The organism is Pseudomonas sp. GW821-FHT01E10 (genome assembly GCF_059422365.1).
Genome location: NZ_JBWKWT010000015.1, coordinates 45,098 through 64,082 on the forward strand (window position 1 = coordinate 45,098; position 18,985 = coordinate 64,082).

Annotated in this window: 15 protein-coding genes; 13 read left to right on the top strand and 2 right to left on the bottom strand. The window is 60.6% G+C overall.

The window, feature by feature from the left end; genetic code table 11:
* Positions 1–102: 102 nt before the first annotated feature.
* Both AC07V0_RS22590 and AC07V0_RS22595 read left to right on the top strand, forming a co-directional pair.
* Complete coding sequence (locus AC07V0_RS22590) at positions 103–1,176, top strand: diguanylate cyclase (RefSeq protein ID WP_026286574.1); 1,074 nt, start codon at positions 103–105, stop codon at positions 1,174–1,176.
* Positions 1,177–1,311: 135 nt separating this feature from the next.
* Positions 1,312–2,553 carry a M20/M25/M40 family metallo-hydrolase gene (locus tag AC07V0_RS22595; RefSeq protein WP_490134932.1) on the top strand — a complete coding sequence of 414 codons (1,242 nt, stop codon included), beginning with the start codon at positions 1,312–1,314 and terminating at the stop codon, positions 2,551–2,553.
* A gap of 121 nt (positions 2,554–2,674) precedes the next feature.
* Here AC07V0_RS22595 and AC07V0_RS22600 read toward each other — a convergent pair whose 3' ends face one another.
* A complete protein-coding gene (locus tag AC07V0_RS22600; protein WP_019582695.1) occupies positions 2,675–3,286 on the bottom strand; it encodes a glutathione S-transferase in 612 nt (203 codons plus the stop codon).
* A gap of 109 nt (positions 3,287–3,395) precedes the next feature.
* On the bottom strand, positions 3,396–4,316 hold the full coding sequence (locus tag AC07V0_RS22605) for a MurR/RpiR family transcriptional regulator (RefSeq protein WP_007939390.1): 921 nt from the start codon (positions 4,314–4,316) through the stop codon (positions 3,396–3,398).
* A 311-nt stretch (positions 4,317–4,627) separates the two neighbouring features.
* Here AC07V0_RS22605 and AC07V0_RS22610 point away from each other — a divergent pair, with 311 nt between their 5' ends.
* From AC07V0_RS22610 to AC07V0_RS22660, 11 genes are all read left to right on the top strand, one after another.
* Positions 4,628–6,565: a bifunctional 5-dehydro-2-deoxygluconokinase/5-dehydro-2-deoxyphosphogluconate aldolase gene (locus AC07V0_RS22610; protein ID WP_457326983.1), complete on the top strand. Its 1,938-nt coding sequence runs from the start codon at positions 4,628–4,630 to the stop codon at positions 6,563–6,565.
* 202 nt (positions 6,566–6,767) lie between these two features.
* Positions 6,768–7,661, top strand: coding sequence for a myo-inosose-2 dehydratase (gene iolE, locus AC07V0_RS22615; RefSeq protein ID WP_457326984.1), 894 nt, complete (start codon positions 6,768–6,770; stop codon positions 7,659–7,661).
* Entirely contained in the window at positions 7,658–8,467 is an 810-nt protein-coding gene (gene iolB, locus AC07V0_RS22620; RefSeq protein ID WP_258613692.1) for a 5-deoxy-glucuronate isomerase, read from the top strand. Before iolE ends, iolB begins: the two co-directional genes overlap by 4 nt.
* A 30-nt stretch (positions 8,468–8,497) precedes the next feature.
* Entirely contained in the window at positions 8,498–10,000 is a 1,503-nt protein-coding gene (locus tag AC07V0_RS22625) for a CoA-acylating methylmalonate-semialdehyde dehydrogenase (RefSeq protein WP_105341515.1), read from the top strand.
* A 26-nt stretch (positions 10,001–10,026) separates the two neighbouring features.
* Positions 10,027–10,848: a TIM barrel protein gene (locus tag AC07V0_RS22630; protein WP_018928030.1), complete on the top strand. Its 822-nt coding sequence runs from the start codon at positions 10,027–10,029 to the stop codon at positions 10,846–10,848.
* Between the two features lie 31 nt (positions 10,849–10,879).
* Positions 10,880–12,811, top strand: coding sequence for a 3D-(3,5/4)-trihydroxycyclohexane-1,2-dione acylhydrolase (decyclizing) (iolD, locus tag AC07V0_RS22635; RefSeq protein WP_457326986.1), 1,932 nt, complete (start codon positions 10,880–10,882; stop codon positions 12,809–12,811).
* Between the two features lie 31 nt (positions 12,812–12,842).
* On the top strand, positions 12,843–13,868 hold the full coding sequence (iolG, locus tag AC07V0_RS22640) for a bifunctional inositol 2-dehydrogenase/D-chiro-inositol 1-dehydrogenase (protein WP_457326987.1): 1,026 nt from the start codon (positions 12,843–12,845) through the stop codon (positions 13,866–13,868).
* 143 nt (positions 13,869–14,011) lie between these two features.
* Positions 14,012–14,872 (top strand): sugar phosphate isomerase/epimerase family protein, encoded by an 861-nt coding sequence (locus tag AC07V0_RS22645; RefSeq protein ID WP_007939382.1) that lies wholly within the window; start codon positions 14,012–14,014, stop codon positions 14,870–14,872.
* A 109-nt stretch (positions 14,873–14,981) separates the two neighbouring features.
* Complete coding sequence (locus AC07V0_RS22650; RefSeq protein ID WP_495019936.1) at positions 14,982–16,034, top strand: Gfo/Idh/MocA family protein; 1,053 nt, start codon at positions 14,982–14,984, stop codon at positions 16,032–16,034.
* A gap of 366 nt (positions 16,035–16,400) precedes the next feature.
* Positions 16,401–17,327, top strand: a complete 927-nt coding sequence (locus tag AC07V0_RS22655; protein ID WP_064617031.1) for a sugar ABC transporter substrate-binding protein — start codon at positions 16,401–16,403, stop codon at positions 17,325–17,327.
* 69 nt (positions 17,328–17,396) lie between these two features.
* Complete coding sequence (locus AC07V0_RS22660; RefSeq protein ID WP_457326989.1) at positions 17,397–18,962, top strand: sugar ABC transporter ATP-binding protein; 1,566 nt, start codon at positions 17,397–17,399, stop codon at positions 18,960–18,962.
* Positions 18,963–18,985: the final 23 nt, after the last annotated feature.

The window sequence follows — 18,985 nt, forward strand, 5'->3', positions numbered from 1 at the left end:
TCAGACCGTCATCCGGTGATGGCTATTCGCCGTTCCCCTGATAGACTTCAATCACTTTCACCCATGTGATGTCAGGCTCGGTTCAGTAGTACAGAGGCCTCTATGGAAAAAAAGGGAGGAAAGGGACTTTCATTGGCCAGGAGGCTTTATGGGTCGCGCATCCTGGGTCTGGCCCTTGGACTATTGTGTGTCGGTGCAGGGATGTATCCACTTGACCCCGCGCCCTGGGTCTGGGTGGTGATGCTGTTCAACGGCGTCATCTGGCCGCATGTGGCCTATCAATGGGCGCGTCGGGCGAAAATTCCTTATCACGCCGAACACCGCAACATTCTGGTGGACGCGTTTCTCGGCGGTTTCTGGGTGGCCGCCATGCAGTTCAATCCGCTACCCAGCGCGGCTACGCTGTCGATGATGGCGATGCACAACGTGGCCATCGGTGGCTTGCGTTTTCTGTTGGCGGGCGCCGTCGCGCAGATCCTCGGGATCGGCCTCGGGCTGCTGGTGTTCATGCCGGCTTTTGTCCCGCAAACCAGTCCATTTCAGCTATACGCCTGTTTACCTTTACTGTCGATTTATCCGATGTCCCTGGGCTGGGTCTGCTTCCGTCAGGCCCACACTCTGGGCCGACACAAGCGCGAGTTGCTGGCCCTGAGCCGCACCGACAGCCTGACTGGCCTGCTGAATCACGGCGCCTGGAAAGACCAGCTGGAAATCGAGTTTCAGCGTTGCCGGCGCCAGCAGAAGGGTGGGGCGATTGCGTTGATCGACATCGACCATTTCAAGACCATCAACGACACCTACGGCCATGTCGCCGGGGACATCGTCTTGCGTCAGCTGAGCAAAATTCTCAAGCAGAACCTGCGGGCAGCCGATGTCGCCGGCCGCTATGGTGGCGACGAATTCTGCGTGCTGCTGCCGGACCTGCCGCTGGAACGTGCCGCCGTGGCGATGGATGCGCTGCGTGCTCGTTTCGCCACGTTGGGTTACGAGCAGAACCCGGCGCTGAAGGTCAGCTTGAGCATCGGCCTGGCGGCCTTCAACCCGGCCCACGACGAAGCGACCCTGTGGCTCAACGACGCCGACCAGGCGCTCTACGAAGCCAAGAGCACCGGCCGTAACCGCGTCATTTGCCATGGCGACGGCAAGCCGCGTAAAGAGTTGCTGGATTCTGTGTAACCCAATAACCACACAAGCCCGCTCCCACAGGGAATGTGTGGTCATGCAGGTTTGTATGTGTCGCATCCGGTGTAGAGCCTTGCGTCGTAGTCAGGTAGGGTCTAAAGACCCCCGACACGAAACAAGGATCGATTCATGACGTTCAAGCTCCCGCGTTCCTTCCTGGCCACCAGTCTTGGCCTGACCCTCGCCCTCGGCACCTTCACCCCCGCAGCCTTCGCCGAACCCCACAAACAAGTCCTCGCCGATGCTGAACAGTACAAGGCTGAAGCCCTGAAACTGCTGGAACGGCTGGTGAACATCGACTCCGGCTCCGGCTATGAACCGGGCCTGACCCAGGTGAGCGACATCGCCATCGAAGAGTTGAAGAAACTGGGTGCCACCATCGAACTGGTGCCCAACACCCCGGACGAGAGCAACCATGTGCTGGCTACCCTCAAAGGCACCGGCAAGGCGAAGATCCTGCTGATGGCGCACATGGACACTGTGTTCAAGGAAGGCTCCGCCGCCGAGCGTCCGTTCCACATCAAGGACGGCCGCGCCTATGGGCCGGGTGTGATGGACGACAAGGGCGGCATCGTCGCCGGGATCTACGCGCTGAAAATCCTCAAGAACCTCGACTTCAAGGACTACGCGCAGATCACCTTCCTGCTCGATGCCAGTGAGGAAACCGGCTCGGACGTCGCTACTGACCTGATCAAGAAAACCGCCAAGGCCCACGACGTGACCCTCAACCTCGAACCGGGGCGCCCGGCCGATGGCCTGGTGGTCTGGCGCAAAGGCAGCGCCACCGCCGTGGTCGAGGTCAAAGGCAAGGCTGCGCATGCGGGCGTTGCCCCGGAATTGGGGCGTAACGCTGCCATGGAAGCCGCGCACCAGATTTTGCAACTCGGCAAACTGGGCGATGAAGCGAAGAAAACCACCATCAACTTCACCGTGCTCAAGGCCGGCGACCGCACCAACGTGATTCCGGATCAGGCTACGGCCAAGGCTGATGTGCGGGCGGCGGTGCCGGAGGAATTCGACCGGATCGAAAAGGACCTGGCGCGGGTGTCGAAGGACAAACTGATTGCCGATACGCAAGTCACCACCAGCCTCAAGCGCGGCTTGCCACCGATGCCGCAAACGGCGGAATCGGATCGCTTGATGGCCATGGCTCAAGGCATTTACGGCGAAATTGGCCGCAAGTTGACGGAAGAAGGCAGCGGCGGGGCGGCAGATGCGAGTTTGTCCGCGGGTGTTGGCACTCCGACGCTGGACGGGTTCGGGATTGTCGGCGGCAATATCCATACGCCCGAGGAATATGCCGAGGTAGAAAGTGTGGCGCCGCGGATTTATTTGCTGTCGCGGATGATTATGGAATTGGCCAAGCAATAAGCCACACTGCCCGCTGATCGACAAACTTCGCAGGCAAGCCTCGCTCCTACAAGTTATGCGCAAAATCCTGTAGGAGCGAGGCTTGCCCGCGAAGACGGCAGTTCAGGCGCAACCCATCCGCCTACTCGATCGGTGTATCGATAAACACCTCAAGCCCTTCGGCATACGCCGTGAACGCGTTGATCAGTGGAAACTGCGCAGCATCCACCTGATCCGGCACCACCAGGTTGGTAAAACTCCAGGCCACCGCCAGGCTAATCCCATCCTGAGCAATCGAGCCATCGGTCTTCAGCGGCTGCTTTTCCAGCTCCCGCTCCAGCGCCGAATACGCTGCCGCCAATTGTCCTTCGACCCGTTTCACCCAAGGCGCGTACTGAATTTCCGCTGGCCGCAGGTTGCGTTCGTAGTAAAGCTGCACCGACTTCTCGCACGCGGCCAACGCCAGGCCGATCAGCCGCAGCGAGCGCAAGCGTTGAACCGGATTGTCGGATATCAGGCTTTTACCCGGAGCGGCCAGGGCTTCGAGGTAATCGATGATCAGCGTTGAATCCATCAACACCTCACCGTCATCCAGCACCAGCGTCGGCGCCTTCACCACCGGGTTGATCTGCTGGAACTGCTCGAAGTGCCTGAACACCGAAACCGACGCGTGTTCCAGCGGGATGCCCAGGCATTTGGCGGAAATGGCGACGCGCCGCACGTAGGGCGAATCCAGCATGCCGATCAGTTTCATTGAGCCTCTCCTTACAGACGGTCCTTGGGGATGGACAACCTTAGCCGAGGTTCAGCGACGTGCAAACGATTTCGCGCTGATCCTCAGGCCTATTGTTCATCCTCGAAGGCTAATCCTCAAAGCCTGCCTGCTCATGAATCTCATCGACCTTCAATTCCAGTCGATAAGCCACGGCGATGAACAGCGCCTGGCACAGGCACAAGGTGGCACTCAATGAACGGAAGGCAAACGAGCTGCCCTCGTTGACCAGCAGCACGGTGTTGGCGCGCTTGGCCAATGGCGAGAGGTTGCTGTCGGTGATGATCAGGGTTTTCGCCTGATGGTGCTGGGCGATGCGCAGGCAGTGCTGGGTTTCCTTGCCATAGGGCGTGAAGCTGATGGCGATCACCAGGTCGTTGGCGCGCACGCTGCGCATCTGCTCGCGGTAACTGCCGCCAAGGCCCGACACCAGGTGGATGCGCTTGTTGGTGTGTTGCAGGTTGTAGACCAGGTAATCGGCCACCGCGAACGAGCGGCGCACCCCGACCACGTAGATGTTGTCGGCATTCACCACCAGGTCCACGGCCTTGTCGAAAGCCTGGTCATCGAGTTCCAGCCCCAATCGTTCGATGCCTGACAGGGTGGCGTTGATGCATTCGCGCGCCAGGTCGCCGCCGCTGGCCTTCTGTGACTTGTTGGCGATCATGCTGCGGATGCGTTGCTGGTAGTTCTGCACCGGCGTGGTCTTGTGGGTGTAGGCCTCGCGGAACAGCGCCTGCATTTCACTGAACCCGCTGAAGCCGAAGCGCTGGGAAAAGCGCACGATGGCCGACGGGTGCACTTCGCACTCGCGGGCGATGTCGCTGATGCGGTCGACCATGATCCGGTCGCTCTGCTGGCTCATGTAGCTGGCGATGCGTTTGAGCTGGCGCGGCAGACTTTCGTACTCCTCGGTGATCAGCTGCAACAGACGCTCGGCATTGATCGGAGGGCTGGCGAGATCGCTGTCGGGCGAGCTCTCGGTCGTAGCCGGCTGATCGGTGCGGGACATAAGAAATCCTTCTGGCTTGTTCTTATAGGGATGACGGTTCTCGTCATCCCCTGACAATAGGTTGGCTGTGCGCAGTCTACAGGGTAGGCCGGAATAAAATCTTGAGCTTGCAATCGGCCTGGGGCCTGCTGAAACGATGCACGCTGTCTGGAACGCTTGTATCAAAGTTTATTGGAAAAAATATTCCACGTAAAAAATATATAGAATAAATATTGATTGTTCGGCCCCGGTCGTTTTAGTCTGCATCCACCAAGAGTGTTCGGCGCCTTCATCGCCCCGGACGCAGGCTGATAAAAATAACAGGAGCCAGCATGGGCCAGACTCGTTTTGCCAGTGGGCGTCAATTGGATCTGATTTGCCTCGGACGCCTTGGCGTCGATCTTTATGCGCAACAAGTCGGGGCGCGGCTGGAGGATGTGAGCAGCTTCGCCAAGTACCTGGGCGGTTCGTCCGCCAACATTGCCTTCGGCACCGCGCGACTGGGGCTGAAGTCGGCGATGTTGAGCCGGGTAGGGGACGACCACATGGGCCGTTTCCTCGTTGAATCCCTGGTCCGTGAAGGCTGCGACGTCAGCGGCATCAAGGTCGATCCGGAACGCCTGACCGCCATGGTCCTGCTGGGCCTCAAGGATCGCGAAACCTTTCCCCTGGTGTTCTACCGCGAAAACTGCGCCGACATGGCGTTGCGCGCCGAAGACATCAGCGAAGCCTTTATCGCTTCCAGCAAAGCCCTGCTGATCACCGGCACCCATTTCTCCACCGACGGTGTCTACAAGGCGAGCATTCAGGCGCTGGACTACGCCGAAAAGCACAACGTCAAACGGGTCCTGGACATCGACTACCGCCCGGTGCTCTGGGGCCTGGCCGGCAAGGCGGACGGCGAAACCCGTTTCGTCGCCGACCAGAACGTCAGCCAGCACGTGCAGAAAATCCTCCCGCGTTTCGACCTGATCGTCGGTACTGAAGAAGAATTCCTGATCGCCGGCGGCTCCGAGGATCTGCTCACCGCGCTGCGCAATGTCCGGCGCCTGAGCGCGGCAACCCTGGTGGTCAAGCTCGGCCCGCAAGGTTGCACGGTGATTCACGGGGCGATCCCGGCGCGTCTCGAAGACGGCGCGATCTATCCCGGTGTGCGCGTCGAAGTGCTGAATGTGCTGGGGGCCGGTGATGCCTTCATGTCGGGTTTCCTCAGTGGCTGGCTGGAGGACGCCGGCGACGAGCGCTGCTGCCAGTTGGCCAATGCCTGCGGCGGTCTGGTGGTGTCGCGCCATGCCTGCGCCCCGGCGATGCCGACCCGCGCCGAACTCGATTACCTGTTCAACAGCCCGGTGCCGATCACCCGGCCGGATCAGGACGTGACATTGCAGCGTCTGCATCAGGTCAGCGTGCCGCGCAAACAGTGGAAGCAGCTGTTCATCTTTGCCTTCGATCATCGCGGGCAACTGGTGGAGCTGGCCCACAAGGGCGGGCGCGACCTGAACGCTATCTGCGAACTCAAACAACTCTTTATCAAAGCCGTGGAACGGGTCGAGGCAGATTTGCGTGAGCAGGGCGTCGACGCCGATGTCGGCTTGCTGGCCGATCAACGTTTCGGCCAGGACTCGCTGAACGCCGCCACCGGTCGTGGCTGGTGGGTGGCGCGGCCGGTGGAAGTGCAGGGTTCGCGGCCATTGGCGTTCGAACACGGGCGCTCGATCGGCAGCAACCTGATCGCCTGGCCGCAAGAACAGATCATCAAATGCCTGGTGCAATTCCATCCCGACGACGAGCCTCTGCTGCGTCTGGAGCAGGAGGCGCAGATCAAGGGCCTGTACCAGGCCTCGCAGGTCAGCGGGCATGAATTGCTGCTGGAGATCATTCCGCCCAAGGATCACCCATCACCGCATCCAGACGTGCTCTATCGCGCCCTCAAACGCCTCTACAACCTGGGCATCTACCCGGCGTGGTGGAAGATCGAAGCGCAAAGCGCCGAGGAGTGGAAACAACTCGACGAGCTGATCCAGGAACGCGACCCGTATTGCCGTGGCGTGGTGCTGCTGGGCCTGAATGCCCCGGCGGCGACCTTGGCCGAAGGGTTCCAACAGGCCAGCCAGAGCCAGACCTGCCGTGGTTTCGCCGTGGGCCGGACGATCTTCCAGGAACCGAGCCGCGCGTGGCTGGCCGGTGAAATCGACGACGAGGCACTGATTCGCCAGGTGCAGGGCACCTTCGTCGAACTGATCGATGCCTGGCGCACGGCCCGAGCCTGAACACATTAATTGATTGATGGGGCTTTTGTGGCGAGGGAGCTTGCTCCCGCTCGGCTGCGAAGCAGTCGCAAACCTGTGAATGCGGTTTACCTGATACACCGGGCTGATTGATTCGGGACTGCTTCGCAGTCCAGCGGGAGCAAGCTCCCTCGCCACAGGTGATCGGTTGAACATTTTTGAGAAAACAATAAAAGGTGCAGCCATGCCCGCTATCCGAATTGGCATCAACCCGATCTCCTGGAGCAACGACGACCTGCCGTCCCTCGGTGGCGAGACGCCGTTGAGCACCGCCCTCAGTGAAGGCAAGGACATTGGCTACGAAGGCTTCGAACTCAACGGCAAGTTTCCCAAGGACGCCAAGGGCGTCGGCGATGTATTGCGCCCGTATGACCTGGCGCTGGTGTCCGGTTGGTATTCCAGCCGTCTGGCCCGCCGTTCCGTGGCCGAGGAAATCGACGCCATCGGCAGCCATGTCGAGCTGCTGGCGAAGAACGGCGCCAAGGTGCTGGTCTATGGCGAAGTCGCCGACTCCATTCAAGGCCAGCGCATTCCATTGGTCGAGCGCCCACGTTTCCACACCGAGCAGGCCTGGCGAGAATACGCCGACAAACTCACCGAACTGGCGCGCTTCACCCTGTCTCAGGGCGTGCGTCTGGCCTATCACCATCACATGGGGGCCTACGTCGAATCCCCGGCCGACATCGACAAACTGATGGCGTTGACTGGCAGCGAAGTCGGCCTGCTGTTCGATTCGGGCCACTGCTACATGGGCGGCGGCGAGCCGTTGCAGGTATTGCGCAAACACATCGAACGGGTCTGCCACGTGCATTTCAAGGACGTGCGCAAACCGGTGGTGCAACTGGCGCGCAACAACCTGTGGAGCTTCCCGGACTGCATCATCAACGGCACCTTCACCGTGCCCGGCGATGGCGACATCGACTTCGGCGCCTTGCTCGACGTGCTGCTGGGCGCCGACTACCACGGCTGGCTGGTGGTGGAAGCCGAGCAGGATCCGGCGGTGGCACCAAGTTACGTCTACGCGAAGAAAGGCTACGACACCTTGCGTGCCTTGCTCGACGAGAGGACCGCGCGATGAGCCTGCTGGTCAAAAGCAATGCCCGTGGCCGGACCATGGTCGAGTTGGGGCAGGGAGAGCTGGAATACGTCGGTTTTGCCGCTTACCGCCTGAGTCTTGGCGAAACCCTACCGGTCAGCGCGGGCGACAAGGAATTGTGCCTGGTGCTGCTCAGCGGTCGGGTCGGCATCAAGGGTGAAGCACCGGGGCAGGGCGCGTTCGACTGGGACAACATCGGCGATCGTCAGTCGGTGTTCGAAGACAAATCACCGTTCGCCGTGTATTTGCCACCCGGCAGCCAGGCCCAGGTGGTGGCGTTGAGCGACGTGCAAATCGCCGTGTGCGCGGCGCCCGGTTCCATCGCCGAAAACCTTGGCCCACGGCTGATCAAACCCGACAGCATGAAACGCAGCGTGCGCGGCAAGGGTGCCAACACCCGTTATGTCTGCGACATTTTGCCGGACACCGAGCCCGCCCATTCGCTGCTGGTGGTGGAAGTGCGTACGCCGTCCGGTCACTCGTCGAGCTACCCGCCGCACAAGCACGACACCGATGATCTGCCGCACCAGAGCTTTCTCGAAGAAACCTATTACCACCAGATCAACCCGCCCCAGGGCTTCGTGTTTCAGCGGGTCTACACCGACGATCGCAGTATCGATCAGGCCATGGCGGTGGAAAACAGCGACCTGGTTGTGGTGCCCAAGGGTTATCACCCGGTCAGCGTGCCCTACGGCTATGAGTCGTATTACCTGAACGTGATGGCCGGCCCGAAACGCGTCTGGCAGTTCCATAACGATCCGCAGCACAGCTGGCTACTGGATCTCTAAATTCCAACATTCAAAGGGAGAACAAGAACAATGAGCGACGCCCCGGTCATAGGCCATTACATCGACGGTCAGGTGCAGGACAGCGGTAGCGAGCGGTTCAGCAATGTCTTCAATCCGGCCACCGGCAGCGTTCAGGCGCGGGTCGGGCTGGCCAGCCAGAAGACCGTGGACGAGGCCGTCGCTTCGGCCATGAAGGCGTTCCCGGCCTGGTCCGAGCAATCGTCCCTGCGCCGTTCGCGGGTGATGTTCAAGTTCAAGGAGTTGCTCGACCGCCATCACAACGAACTGGCCGAAATCATCAGCCGCGAACACGGCAAGGTGTTCTCCGACGCCAAGGGCGAAGTGACCCGTGGCATCGAAATCGTCGAATACGCCTGCGGTGCGCCGAACCTGCTGAAAACCGATTTCAGCGACAACATCGGCGGTGGCATCGACAACTGGAACCTGCGCCAGCCATTGGGCGTCTGCGCCGGCGTTACGCCGTTCAACTTCCCGGTGATGGTGCCGCTGTGGATGATCCCGCTGGCGCTGGTCACCGGCAACTGCTTCATCCTCAAACCGTCCGAGCGTGATCCATCTGCCAGTTTGTTGATGGCTCGTTTGCTCACCGAAGCCGGGTTGCCGGACGGTGTGTTCAACGTGGTCCAGGGCGACAAGGCGGCGGTCGATGCCTTGCTGCAACACCCGGACATCGAGGCGATTTCCTTTGTCGGCTCGACGCCGATTGCCGAGTACATCCACCAGCAAGCCACCTCGCGCGGCAAGCGTGTACAGGCGCTGGGCGGGGCGAAGAACCACATGATCGTCATGCCCGATGCCGATCTGGACCAGGCGGCGGATGCACTGATCGGCGCAGCTTACGGCTCGGCCGGTGAGCGCTGCATGGCGATTTCGATTGCCGTGGCCGTGGGTGATGTCGGCGACCAGTTGATTGCCAAACTGCTGCCGCGCATCGATCAACTGAAGGTCGGCAACGGTATGCAGGGTGACAGCGACATGGGGCCGCTGGTGACTGCCGAACACAAGGCCAAGGTCGAGGGTTTTATCGGCGAAGGCGTGGCCCAGGGCGCGCAGCTGATTGTCGACGGGCGCAACTTCAAGGTGCCAGGCGCCGAGAACGGTTTCTTCGTCGGTGCGACGCTGTTCGACAAGGTCACGACCGAGATGAGCATTTACCAGCAAGAGATCTTCGGACCGGTGCTGGGCATTGTGCGCGTGCCGGACTTCGCCAGCGCCGTGGCGCTGATCAACGCCCATGAATTCGGCAACGGCGTGTCCTGTTTCACCAGCGACGGCGGCATCGCCCGCTCGTTTGCCCGCAGCATCAAGGTCGGCATGGTCGGCATCAACGTACCGATTCCGGTGCCCATGGCCTGGCACTCGTTCGGCGGCTGGAAGCGCTCGCTGTTCGGTGATCACCACGCTTATGGCGAAGAAGGCATTCGCTTCTACAGCCGCTACAAAAGCGTGATGCAGCGTTGGCCCGACAGCATCGCCAAGGGCCCTGAATTCAGCATGCCGACAGCCAAATAATTCACGTGTGCGGAGAACAACAAAAAATGAGCAAACCCCTGCGTTTCGCCTTGAACCGTATGGTCGCCCCACGTTTGTCCCTGCCGGCGTTCATCGAGTTGGCGGTGACCCTCAAGGCCGACGCCATCGAGATTCGCAACGACCTCAAAGGCGTCGAGATCGAGGATGGCACCGCACCCGAACACGTCCGTGAGCTGTGCGCGGCCAAAGGCATCACTGTGCTGTCGATCAACGCGCTGTATCCGTTCGATGTCTGGAATGACGAGCGCCGCGCACACGCCCTGAAGCTTGCCGCTTATGCCCGTGACTGTGGCGCACGGGGCTTGGTGATGTGCCCATTGAACGACCGCGCCGATCCACGAACCGAAGCGCAGCGTGCGTCCGGCCTGCGCACGGCGTTGAGTGAACTGGCACCGATCCTGCGCGATCACGGCATTCTCGGCTTCATCGAACCGCTGGGTTTCGAAGAATGCTCGCTGCGGCGCAAACGCACGGCAGTCGATGCGATCAAGGCCATCGGAGGGCTGGATGTGTTTCGTCTGGTGCATGACACCTTCCACCATCACCTGGCCAGCGAGCATGAATTCTTCCCTGAACTGACCGGGTTGGTGCACATCTCCGGCGTCGAAGATGCCGAGGCGCCACTGGCGACCATTCGTGACGGCCATCGGGTGCTGGTGGGCGAGGGCGACATCCTCGGCAATGCGGCGCAGATCGACACCTTGCTCAGTAGCGGCTATAGCGGCTACCTGTCGTTCGAACCGTTTGCCGACAGCGTCCATGGCCTGGCGGATATCCAGACGGCGATCGGCGCGAGTATGGATCACCTGCAGAAATCCCTGAGCTGACATCGGATTTGCATACGGAAAAGGTGCGAGCATGACCACAACAAGACTGACCATGGCCCAGGCCCTGGTGAAATTCCTCGATAACCAGTACATCGAGGTCGATGGGGTCCAGAGCAAATTCGTCGCCGGGATCTTTACCATTTTTGGCCACGGCAATGTGCTGGGTCTGGGGCAAGCCCTGGAACAGGACAGCGGCGACCTGATCGTCCATCAGGGCCGCAACGAGCAAGGCATGGCCCACGCGGCCATTGGTTTTGCCAAGCAACACCTGCGGCGCAAGATCTACGCCTGCTCTTCATCGGTGGGCCCGGGCGCGGCGAACATGCTGACTGCTGCCGCGACGGCCACCGCCAACCGTATTCCCTTGCTGCTGTTGCCCGGCGACGTCTACGCCTGCCGCCAACCAGACCCGGTGTTGCAACAGATCGAGCAGTTCCACGACCTGAGCATCAGCACCAACGATGCGTTCAAGGCCGTGAGCAAATACTGGGACCGGATCAACCGTCCCGAGCAACTGATGACTGCGGCGATCCACGCCATGCGCGTGCTCACCGACCCCGCCGAAACCGGCGCCGTGACCCTGGCCTTGCCGCAAGACGTGCAGGCCGAGGCGTACGACTATCCCGATTACTTCCTGCAAAAACGCGTGCACCGCATCGAGCGCCGTCCGGCCACCGAAGCGATGCTCGACGATGCCGTGGCGTTGTTTGAAGGCAAGCGCAAACCGCTGATCATCTGCGGCGGTGGGGTCAAGTATTCCGGTGCCAATGCAGCGTTGCAGGCCTTTGCCGAGCGCTTCGATATTCCTTTCGCCGAAACCCAGGCCGGCAAGAGCGCGGTGGTGTCGAGCCATCCGCTGAACGTCGGCGGGATCGGCGAAACCGGTTGCCTGGCGGCGAACCTGTTGGCCAGGGACGCAGATTTGATCATCGGCATCGGCACCCGCTACAGCGATTTCACCACCGCGTCGAAATCCTTGTTCAAACACCCGGACGTGCAATTTCTCAACCTCAACATCAGCCCTTGCGACGCCCTGAAACTCGATGGCGTGCAACTGCTGGCGGACGCCAGAACCGGCTTGAACGCCTTGGCCGCTGTGTTGGGCGACTATCGCTCCGGCTGGGGCGATCAACCCCGACAGGCCCGGGCGCAACTGGACGAGGAAGTCGACCGCCTCTATCAGGTCGAGTACCAGACTCAAGACTTCGTCCCGGAAATCAACGATCACCAGGACCCGGCGGTGCTGCGCGAATTCATCGAGCTGACCGGTTCCTGCCTGACCCAGAGCCGGGTGCTCGGTGTGCTCAATGAAACCCTGGCCGATGACGCGGTGATCGTCGCCGCCGCCGGCAGCCTGCCCGGCGACTTGCAGCGCAGTTGGCGCAGCAAGGGTGTGAACACCTACCACGTCGAGTACGGTTATTCGTGCATGGGTTATGAGGTGAACGCCGCACTGGGAGTGAAGCTCGCCGAGCCTGAGCGCGAGGTCTATGCGCTGGTGGGCGACGGCTCCTACATGATGCTGCACTCGGAGCTGGCAACCTCGATCCAGGAGCGCCGCAAGATCAACGTGGTGTTGCTGGACAACATGACCTTCGGCTGCATCAACAACCTGCAAATGGAACACGGCATGGACAGCTTCGGCACCGAGTTCCGTTTCCGCAATCCTGAAACCGGCAAGCTCGATGGCGGTTTCGTGCCGGTGGATTTCGCCATGAGCGCGGCGGCTTACGGCTGCAAGACCTACAAGGTGAACACGGTTGAAGAGCTGCGAGCCGCGTTGGCAGATGCGCGGTTGCAGACGGTGTCGACGCTGATCGACATCAAGGTCCTGCCCAAAACCATGATTCACAAATACCTGTCGTGGTGGCGGGTCGGTGTGGCGCAAGTCTCCACCAGCGCACGCACTGACGCAGTGGCCAAGACCCTCAACGAACGATTGGCCAAGGCCCGTCAATACTGATTGCCCTGAAACGAACAACAGGAGTGTTTATATGTCTTCGCTTTCCAATTCGTTGCGCATTGGCGTCATCGGCACCGGGGCCATCGGCCAGGACCATATCCGTCGTTGCAGCCAGACCTTGCTCAACAGTCAGGTTGTCGCGGTCACTGACATCAATTTGCAGCAAGCGGCCAAGGTCGTCTCCGATCTGAAGCTGACCGCCGAGGTCTATCCCGATGGCCACGCGCTGATCAAGGCGCCGGACGTCGACGCAATCCTCGTCACCTCCTGGGGCCCGAGCCACGAAGAGTTCGTGCTGGCGGCCATTGCGGCGGGCAAACCGGTGTTCTGCGAGAAACCGCTGGCGGTCACCGCCGAAGGCTGCCGCAAGATCGTCGAGGCCGAAGTGGCCCACGGCAAGCGATTGGTGCAGGTTGGTTTCATGCGCCCGTACGATGAAGGTTATCGGGCATTGAAATCGGTGATCGACAGTGGCCAGATCGGCGAGCCGCTGATGCTGCACTGCGCCCACCGCAACCCGACCGTGGGTGAAAACTACAAGACCGACATGGCGATCACCGACACGCTGATCCATGAGCTGGACGTGTTGCGCTGGTTGCTCGACGACGACTATGTGTCGGTGCAAGTGGTGTTCCCGCGCAAGACCAGCAAGGCCCACGCCCATTTGAAAGACCCGCAGATCGTGTTGCTGGAAACTGCCAAGGGCACGCGCATCGACGTGGAAGTGTTCGTCAACTGCCAGTACGGCTACGACATCCAGTGCGAAGTGGTAGGGGAGACGGGTATCGCCAAACTGCCGGAGCCGTCGCAGGTTCAGCTGCGCAGCGGAGCGAAACTGTCCAATGCGATTCTGATGGACTGGAAGGATCGGTTCATCGCCGCGTACGACGTCGAGTTGCAGGCGTTCATCGATGGCGTGCGCGCCGGGCAGGTCGGCGGGCCATCGGCGTGGGACGGTTTCGCCGCCGCCGTCGCTGCGGATGCCTGCATCGAGGCGCAGAACAGTGGCCAGATTATCAAAGTCGCACTCCCTGATCGCCCACACTTCTACGGTTAACCACTGACCCCTGTAGGAGCGAGGCTTGCCCGCGAAGACGTCGACACATTCAACATTGATGTCGGCTGAAGGTCCGTCTTCGCGGGCAAGCCTCGCTCCTACAGGGGATGGTGTCGATTTCTGGTTAAGGAGAACAAAAAAACATGCGCATCGCACTAGACCCCTACATGTACCGCAACCTGTCCCTGGGCAAGATGGTCGACAAGGTCGCCGAGCTCGGTTACGAACACATCGAGCTGTCGCCCCGAGAAGATTTCCTGCCGTTCTATAAAGCCCCGCGAGTCGACAAGGCGCGGATCAAGGAATTTCGCAAAGCCCTGAGCGACACCGGGGTCAAACTCTCTTCCTTATTACCCATGTACCACTGGGCCGCCGCCGATGAAGGTTTGCGCGTAGCTGCCGTGCGCAACTGGAAGCGGGCGATCCAGATTGCCGTGGAGATGGACTGCGAGCTGGTCAACACCGAGTTCACCGGCCAGTCGGACAACCCGTTGGTCTGCGAGAACCAGTTCATGCGTTCTATGGACGAACTGATCCCCGAGTTCGAACGCGAAGGCATCAAGCTCGATATCCAGGCCCATCCTTATGATTTCTGCGAGCGCAACAACGAGTCGGTGGACATCATTCGCGGTCTGGACCGCGACTGGATCAACTACCTCTACGCCGCGCCGCACACGTTTTTCTATGACGATGGCGTGGGTGACATCGCCTCGATGCTCAAGTACGCCGGCTCGAAGCTGAGTCACTTGATCATCGCCGACACCTACAACCACAAGGCTTCCTCGGGCTTGCGCTATATCGTCAACCCGCCGGGCGTCACCGCCACCGTGCACCAGCACCTGGACATCGGCCAGGGCGAGGTCGACTGGGAAGCGTTTTTCGGCACCTTGCGCGAGATCAAGTTCGATGGCATCGCCACCGTCTCGGTATTCGCCTGGGAAGACCGGCCGGACGAGTCCAACCGAATGATGCTCGAACGCGTGACCCGCGAACTCTGTCAATAGCCCCACCCCCTGTAGGAGCGAGGCTTGCCCGCGAAGAGGCCCTCAAGATCGCTAAAAGCTTCGCGGGCAAGCCTCGCTCCTACGGATCATGTGAACACAGGAATTAATTATGCGTATCGGACTTGTCGGTTACGGCCATGGCGGCCGGTTTTTCCATGCTCCGCTGATCAGCAGCTTGCCGGCGGCGACGTTTGTGGGCGTGGTCACCCGTTCCGCCGAGCGCCGACAACTGCTGGCCACGGAACATCCCGGTGTGCCGGCCTTCGACAGCATTGGCCAACTGGTCGAAGCCGGGGTTGATGTGCTGGTGGTGTCCACGCCGCTCAAAGGTCGTCCGGCGTTGGTGCTCGACGCAATCGAACACGGGGTGGCGGTGGTCAGCGACAAGCCGTTCGCCGCCGATACGCAACAGGCACAAACCCTGATCACCATGGCCGAGCGTCAGGGCGTGCATTTGAGCGTCTACCAGAACCGGCGCTGGGATTCGGATTTCCTCACCGTACGCAAACTCATCGGGTCTGGGGCCCTGGGCCAGGTCACCCGTTTCGAGTCGCGGATCGAACGCTACTCGCCACTGTCGGTGAACAACGGCAGCGGCGGTGGTTTCCTGCGCGATCTGGGCAGCCATCTGGTGGATCAGGCGTTGCTGTTGTTTGGCCCCGTCACCCGGGTTTACGCCGAACTGGATTACCTCGAAAAAGGCCAGACCTTCGACAACGGCTTCTTCATGTCCCTGACCCATGCCAGTGGCGTGATCTCGCACCTGAGTGGCAGTTGCCTGCAAAACACCCCCGGCCCGCGTTTTCGCGTGACCGGCACCCAGGGCTGCTACAGCGTCGACGGTCTGGACGGGCAAGAGGCGTCGGCCCTGGCCGGGCTCACGCCCAAATCCGAGGGCGAGCGCTGGGGCGTCGAAGAGCATCGTCGCTGGGGATGGTTCGAACAGGGCGAGGTGCGCGAGCGGGTGCCGTCCGAGCGAGGTTGCTGGAACCAGTTCTATTTGCAGCTACAAACCGCGTTACAGAGCGGTGGCCCACTGCCGGTCGAGGCCCGTGATGCACTGGCGACCACCCGCGTGCTAGACGCTGCGCGGCTCAGTTTCGAGCGCCATCAAGTGGTGGCGTTGAGCGCATTTGAAAGCCATGGAACAAAATCAGAATAAAATTCTAAAATGAGTTGATATAGAAATTATTTTCCAATAAAGTCGTTTCCAGGTTGCCGACTATCAACGTCCGATCACGCTCAAGCAGGCCTTGAACGAGTGAAGGACGCACCAAAAACAAGAAACAAAGCCAGGTACCGTCGATGAAAACCTTCAACTCTGCTCTGCATGCTTTACGTTCCGCGCTGCACCTCTCTCGCGACCTGCCTCGCGTCTCGTTTCATTCCGTCTCTCGCTTGCTTTGCGTCGAACGCAAGGGCGCCCTGGTCTGCTGCATTCCGGGAGCGCCGATAGTCCGCTTGCCCGCTTACTGAAATCGTCACGCCTTATCCATAAAACCAACAAGAATGTGGAGAAAGACCTTTCATGAAGACCAAGATCCGTTTCGCCTCGCTCGCCTTGTCCCTGATGCTCGCCAGCGGTGCCGCACTCGCGGACATGAAGATCGGCGTCAGCATGGCGCAGTTCGATGACACCTGGCTGACCTACCTGCGCGAATCCATGGACACCAAAGCCAAGTCCTATCCCGATGGCGTCAAGCTGCAGTTCGAAGATGCGCGCAGCGACGTGGTCAGGCAGTTGAGCCAGGTAGAAAGCTTCATCAGCCAGAAGGTCGACGCCATTGTGGTCAACCCGGTGGATACCGCCGCCACCAAGAAAATTACCGAAGCGGCGGTCAAGGCCGGCATTCCGCTGGTGTACGTCAATCGTCGTCCCGACGACCTGAACCTGCCCAAAGGCGTGGTCACTGTCGCCTCCAACGATCTGGAGGCCGGTCAGATGCAGATGCAGTACCTGGCGGAAAAAATGGGCGGCAAGGGCGACATCGTGATTCTGCTCGGTGATTTGGCCAACAACTCCACCACCAACCGTACCAAGGGCGTAAAAGAGGTGCTGGCCAAGTACCCGAACATCAAGATCGAGCAAGAGCAGAGCGGCATCTGGTCGCGGGACAAGGGCATGACCCTGGTCAACGACTGGCTGACCCAGGGCCGCAAGTTCGACGCGGTCGTCTCCAACAACGACGAGATGGCGATTGGCGCGGCCATGGCCCTGCAACAGGCGGGTGTCGCCAAAGGCAGTGTGCTGATCGCCGGTGTTGATGGTACGCCCGACGGTTTGAACGCGGTGAAGAAGGGCTCTCTGCTGGTCTCGGTGTTCCAGGACGCCAAGGGGCAGGCTGATGGTTCGGTCGACACGGCGGTGAAAATGGCCAGGAACGAGCCGGTCGAACAGGCCGTGTGGGTGCCGTATCGCTTGATCACCTTGCAAAACGTTGACCAGTTCAAATAGTCCGTCCGTTCGATAACAACAATAAGCACGCAAGGTTGCGACGCGACCTTGCTGATGGAGTACCTGATCATGTTCGCTTCAGCGACTGCTTCGAGCACCCCGTTGGTGGGTATCCAGCCAACCGCAACATCTGTCGATGAGCCGTACCTGCTGGAGATCATCAACGTCAGCAAGGGTTTTCCCGGTGTGGTGGCCTTGTCCGACGTACAGCTGCGGGTGCGTCCCGGTTCCGTGCTGGCGTTGATGGGCGAAAACGGTGCCGGCAAATCCACCCTGATGAAAATCATTGCCGGCATCTACCAGCCGGACGCCGGCGAGTTGCGCCTGCGGGGCAAGCCGGTGGTCTTTGAAACACCCCTGGCTGCGCTCCAGGCCGGGATTGCGATGATCCACCAGGAACTCAACCTGATGCCGCACATGAGCATCGCCGAGAACATCTGGATCGGCCGGGAGCAGCTCAACGGCCTGCACATGATCGATCACCGCGAAATGCACCGCTGCACCGCCAAACTGCTGGAGCGGCTGCGGATCAATCTCGACCCGGAAGAGCAGGTGGGCAACCTGAGCATCGCCGAACGGCAGATGGTCGAGATCGCCAAGGCGGTGTCCTACGACTCCGACATCCTGATCATGGACGAACCGACTTCGGCCATTACCGATAAGGAAGTCGCTCACCTGTTCTCGATCATTGCCGACCTCAAGAGCCAGGGCAAAGGCATCATCTACATCACTCACAAAATGAACGAAGTGTTCAGCATCGCCGATGAAGTGGCGGTATTCCGCGACGGCGCCTACATCGGCCTGCAACGGGCCGACAGCATGGACGGCGACAGCCTGATTTCGATGATGGTCGGTCGCGAACTGAGCCAGTTGTTCCCGGTGCGCGAGAAGCCGATCGGCGATCTGTTGCTGTCGGTACGCGACCTCAAGCTGGACGGCATTTTCAAGGACGTCTCCTTCGACCTGCATGCCGGGGAGATCCTGGGCATCGCCGGATTGATGGGCTCGGGGCGGACCAATGTCGCCGAGGCGATTTTCGGCATCACTCCGAGTGACGGTGGCGAGATCCGGCTCGACGGCGAGGTGGTGCGCATCACCGATCCGCACATGGCCATCGAGAAGGGCTTCGCGTTGTTGACCGAAGATCGCAAGCTCAGCGGCCTGTTCCCGTGCCTGTCGGTGCTGGAAAACATGGAAATGGCGGTATTGCCCCATTACGTCGGCAACGGCTTCATCCAGCAGAAAGCCCTGCGCGCGTTGTGTGAAGACATGTGCAAGAAGCTGCGGGTGAAAACGCCGTCGCTGGAGCAGTGCATCGATACCTTGTCCGGCGGTAATCAGCAGAAGGCGTTGCTGGCGCGCTGGCTGATGACCAACCCGCGAATCCTGATTCTCGACGAGCCGACCCGGGGCATCGATGTCGGCGCCAAGGCCGAGATCTACCGGCTTATCGCTTACCTGGCCAGCGAAGGCATGGCGGTGATCATGATTTCCTCGGAACTGCCGGAAGTGCTGGGCATGAGCGACCGGGTCATGGTCATGCACGAGGGCGACCTGATGGGCACCCTCGACCGCAGCGAAGCGACCCAGGAACGAGTGATGCAACTGGCCTCGGGCATGTCCGCGGTTCACTAATGGATGCCGGCGGTGGCCATGGC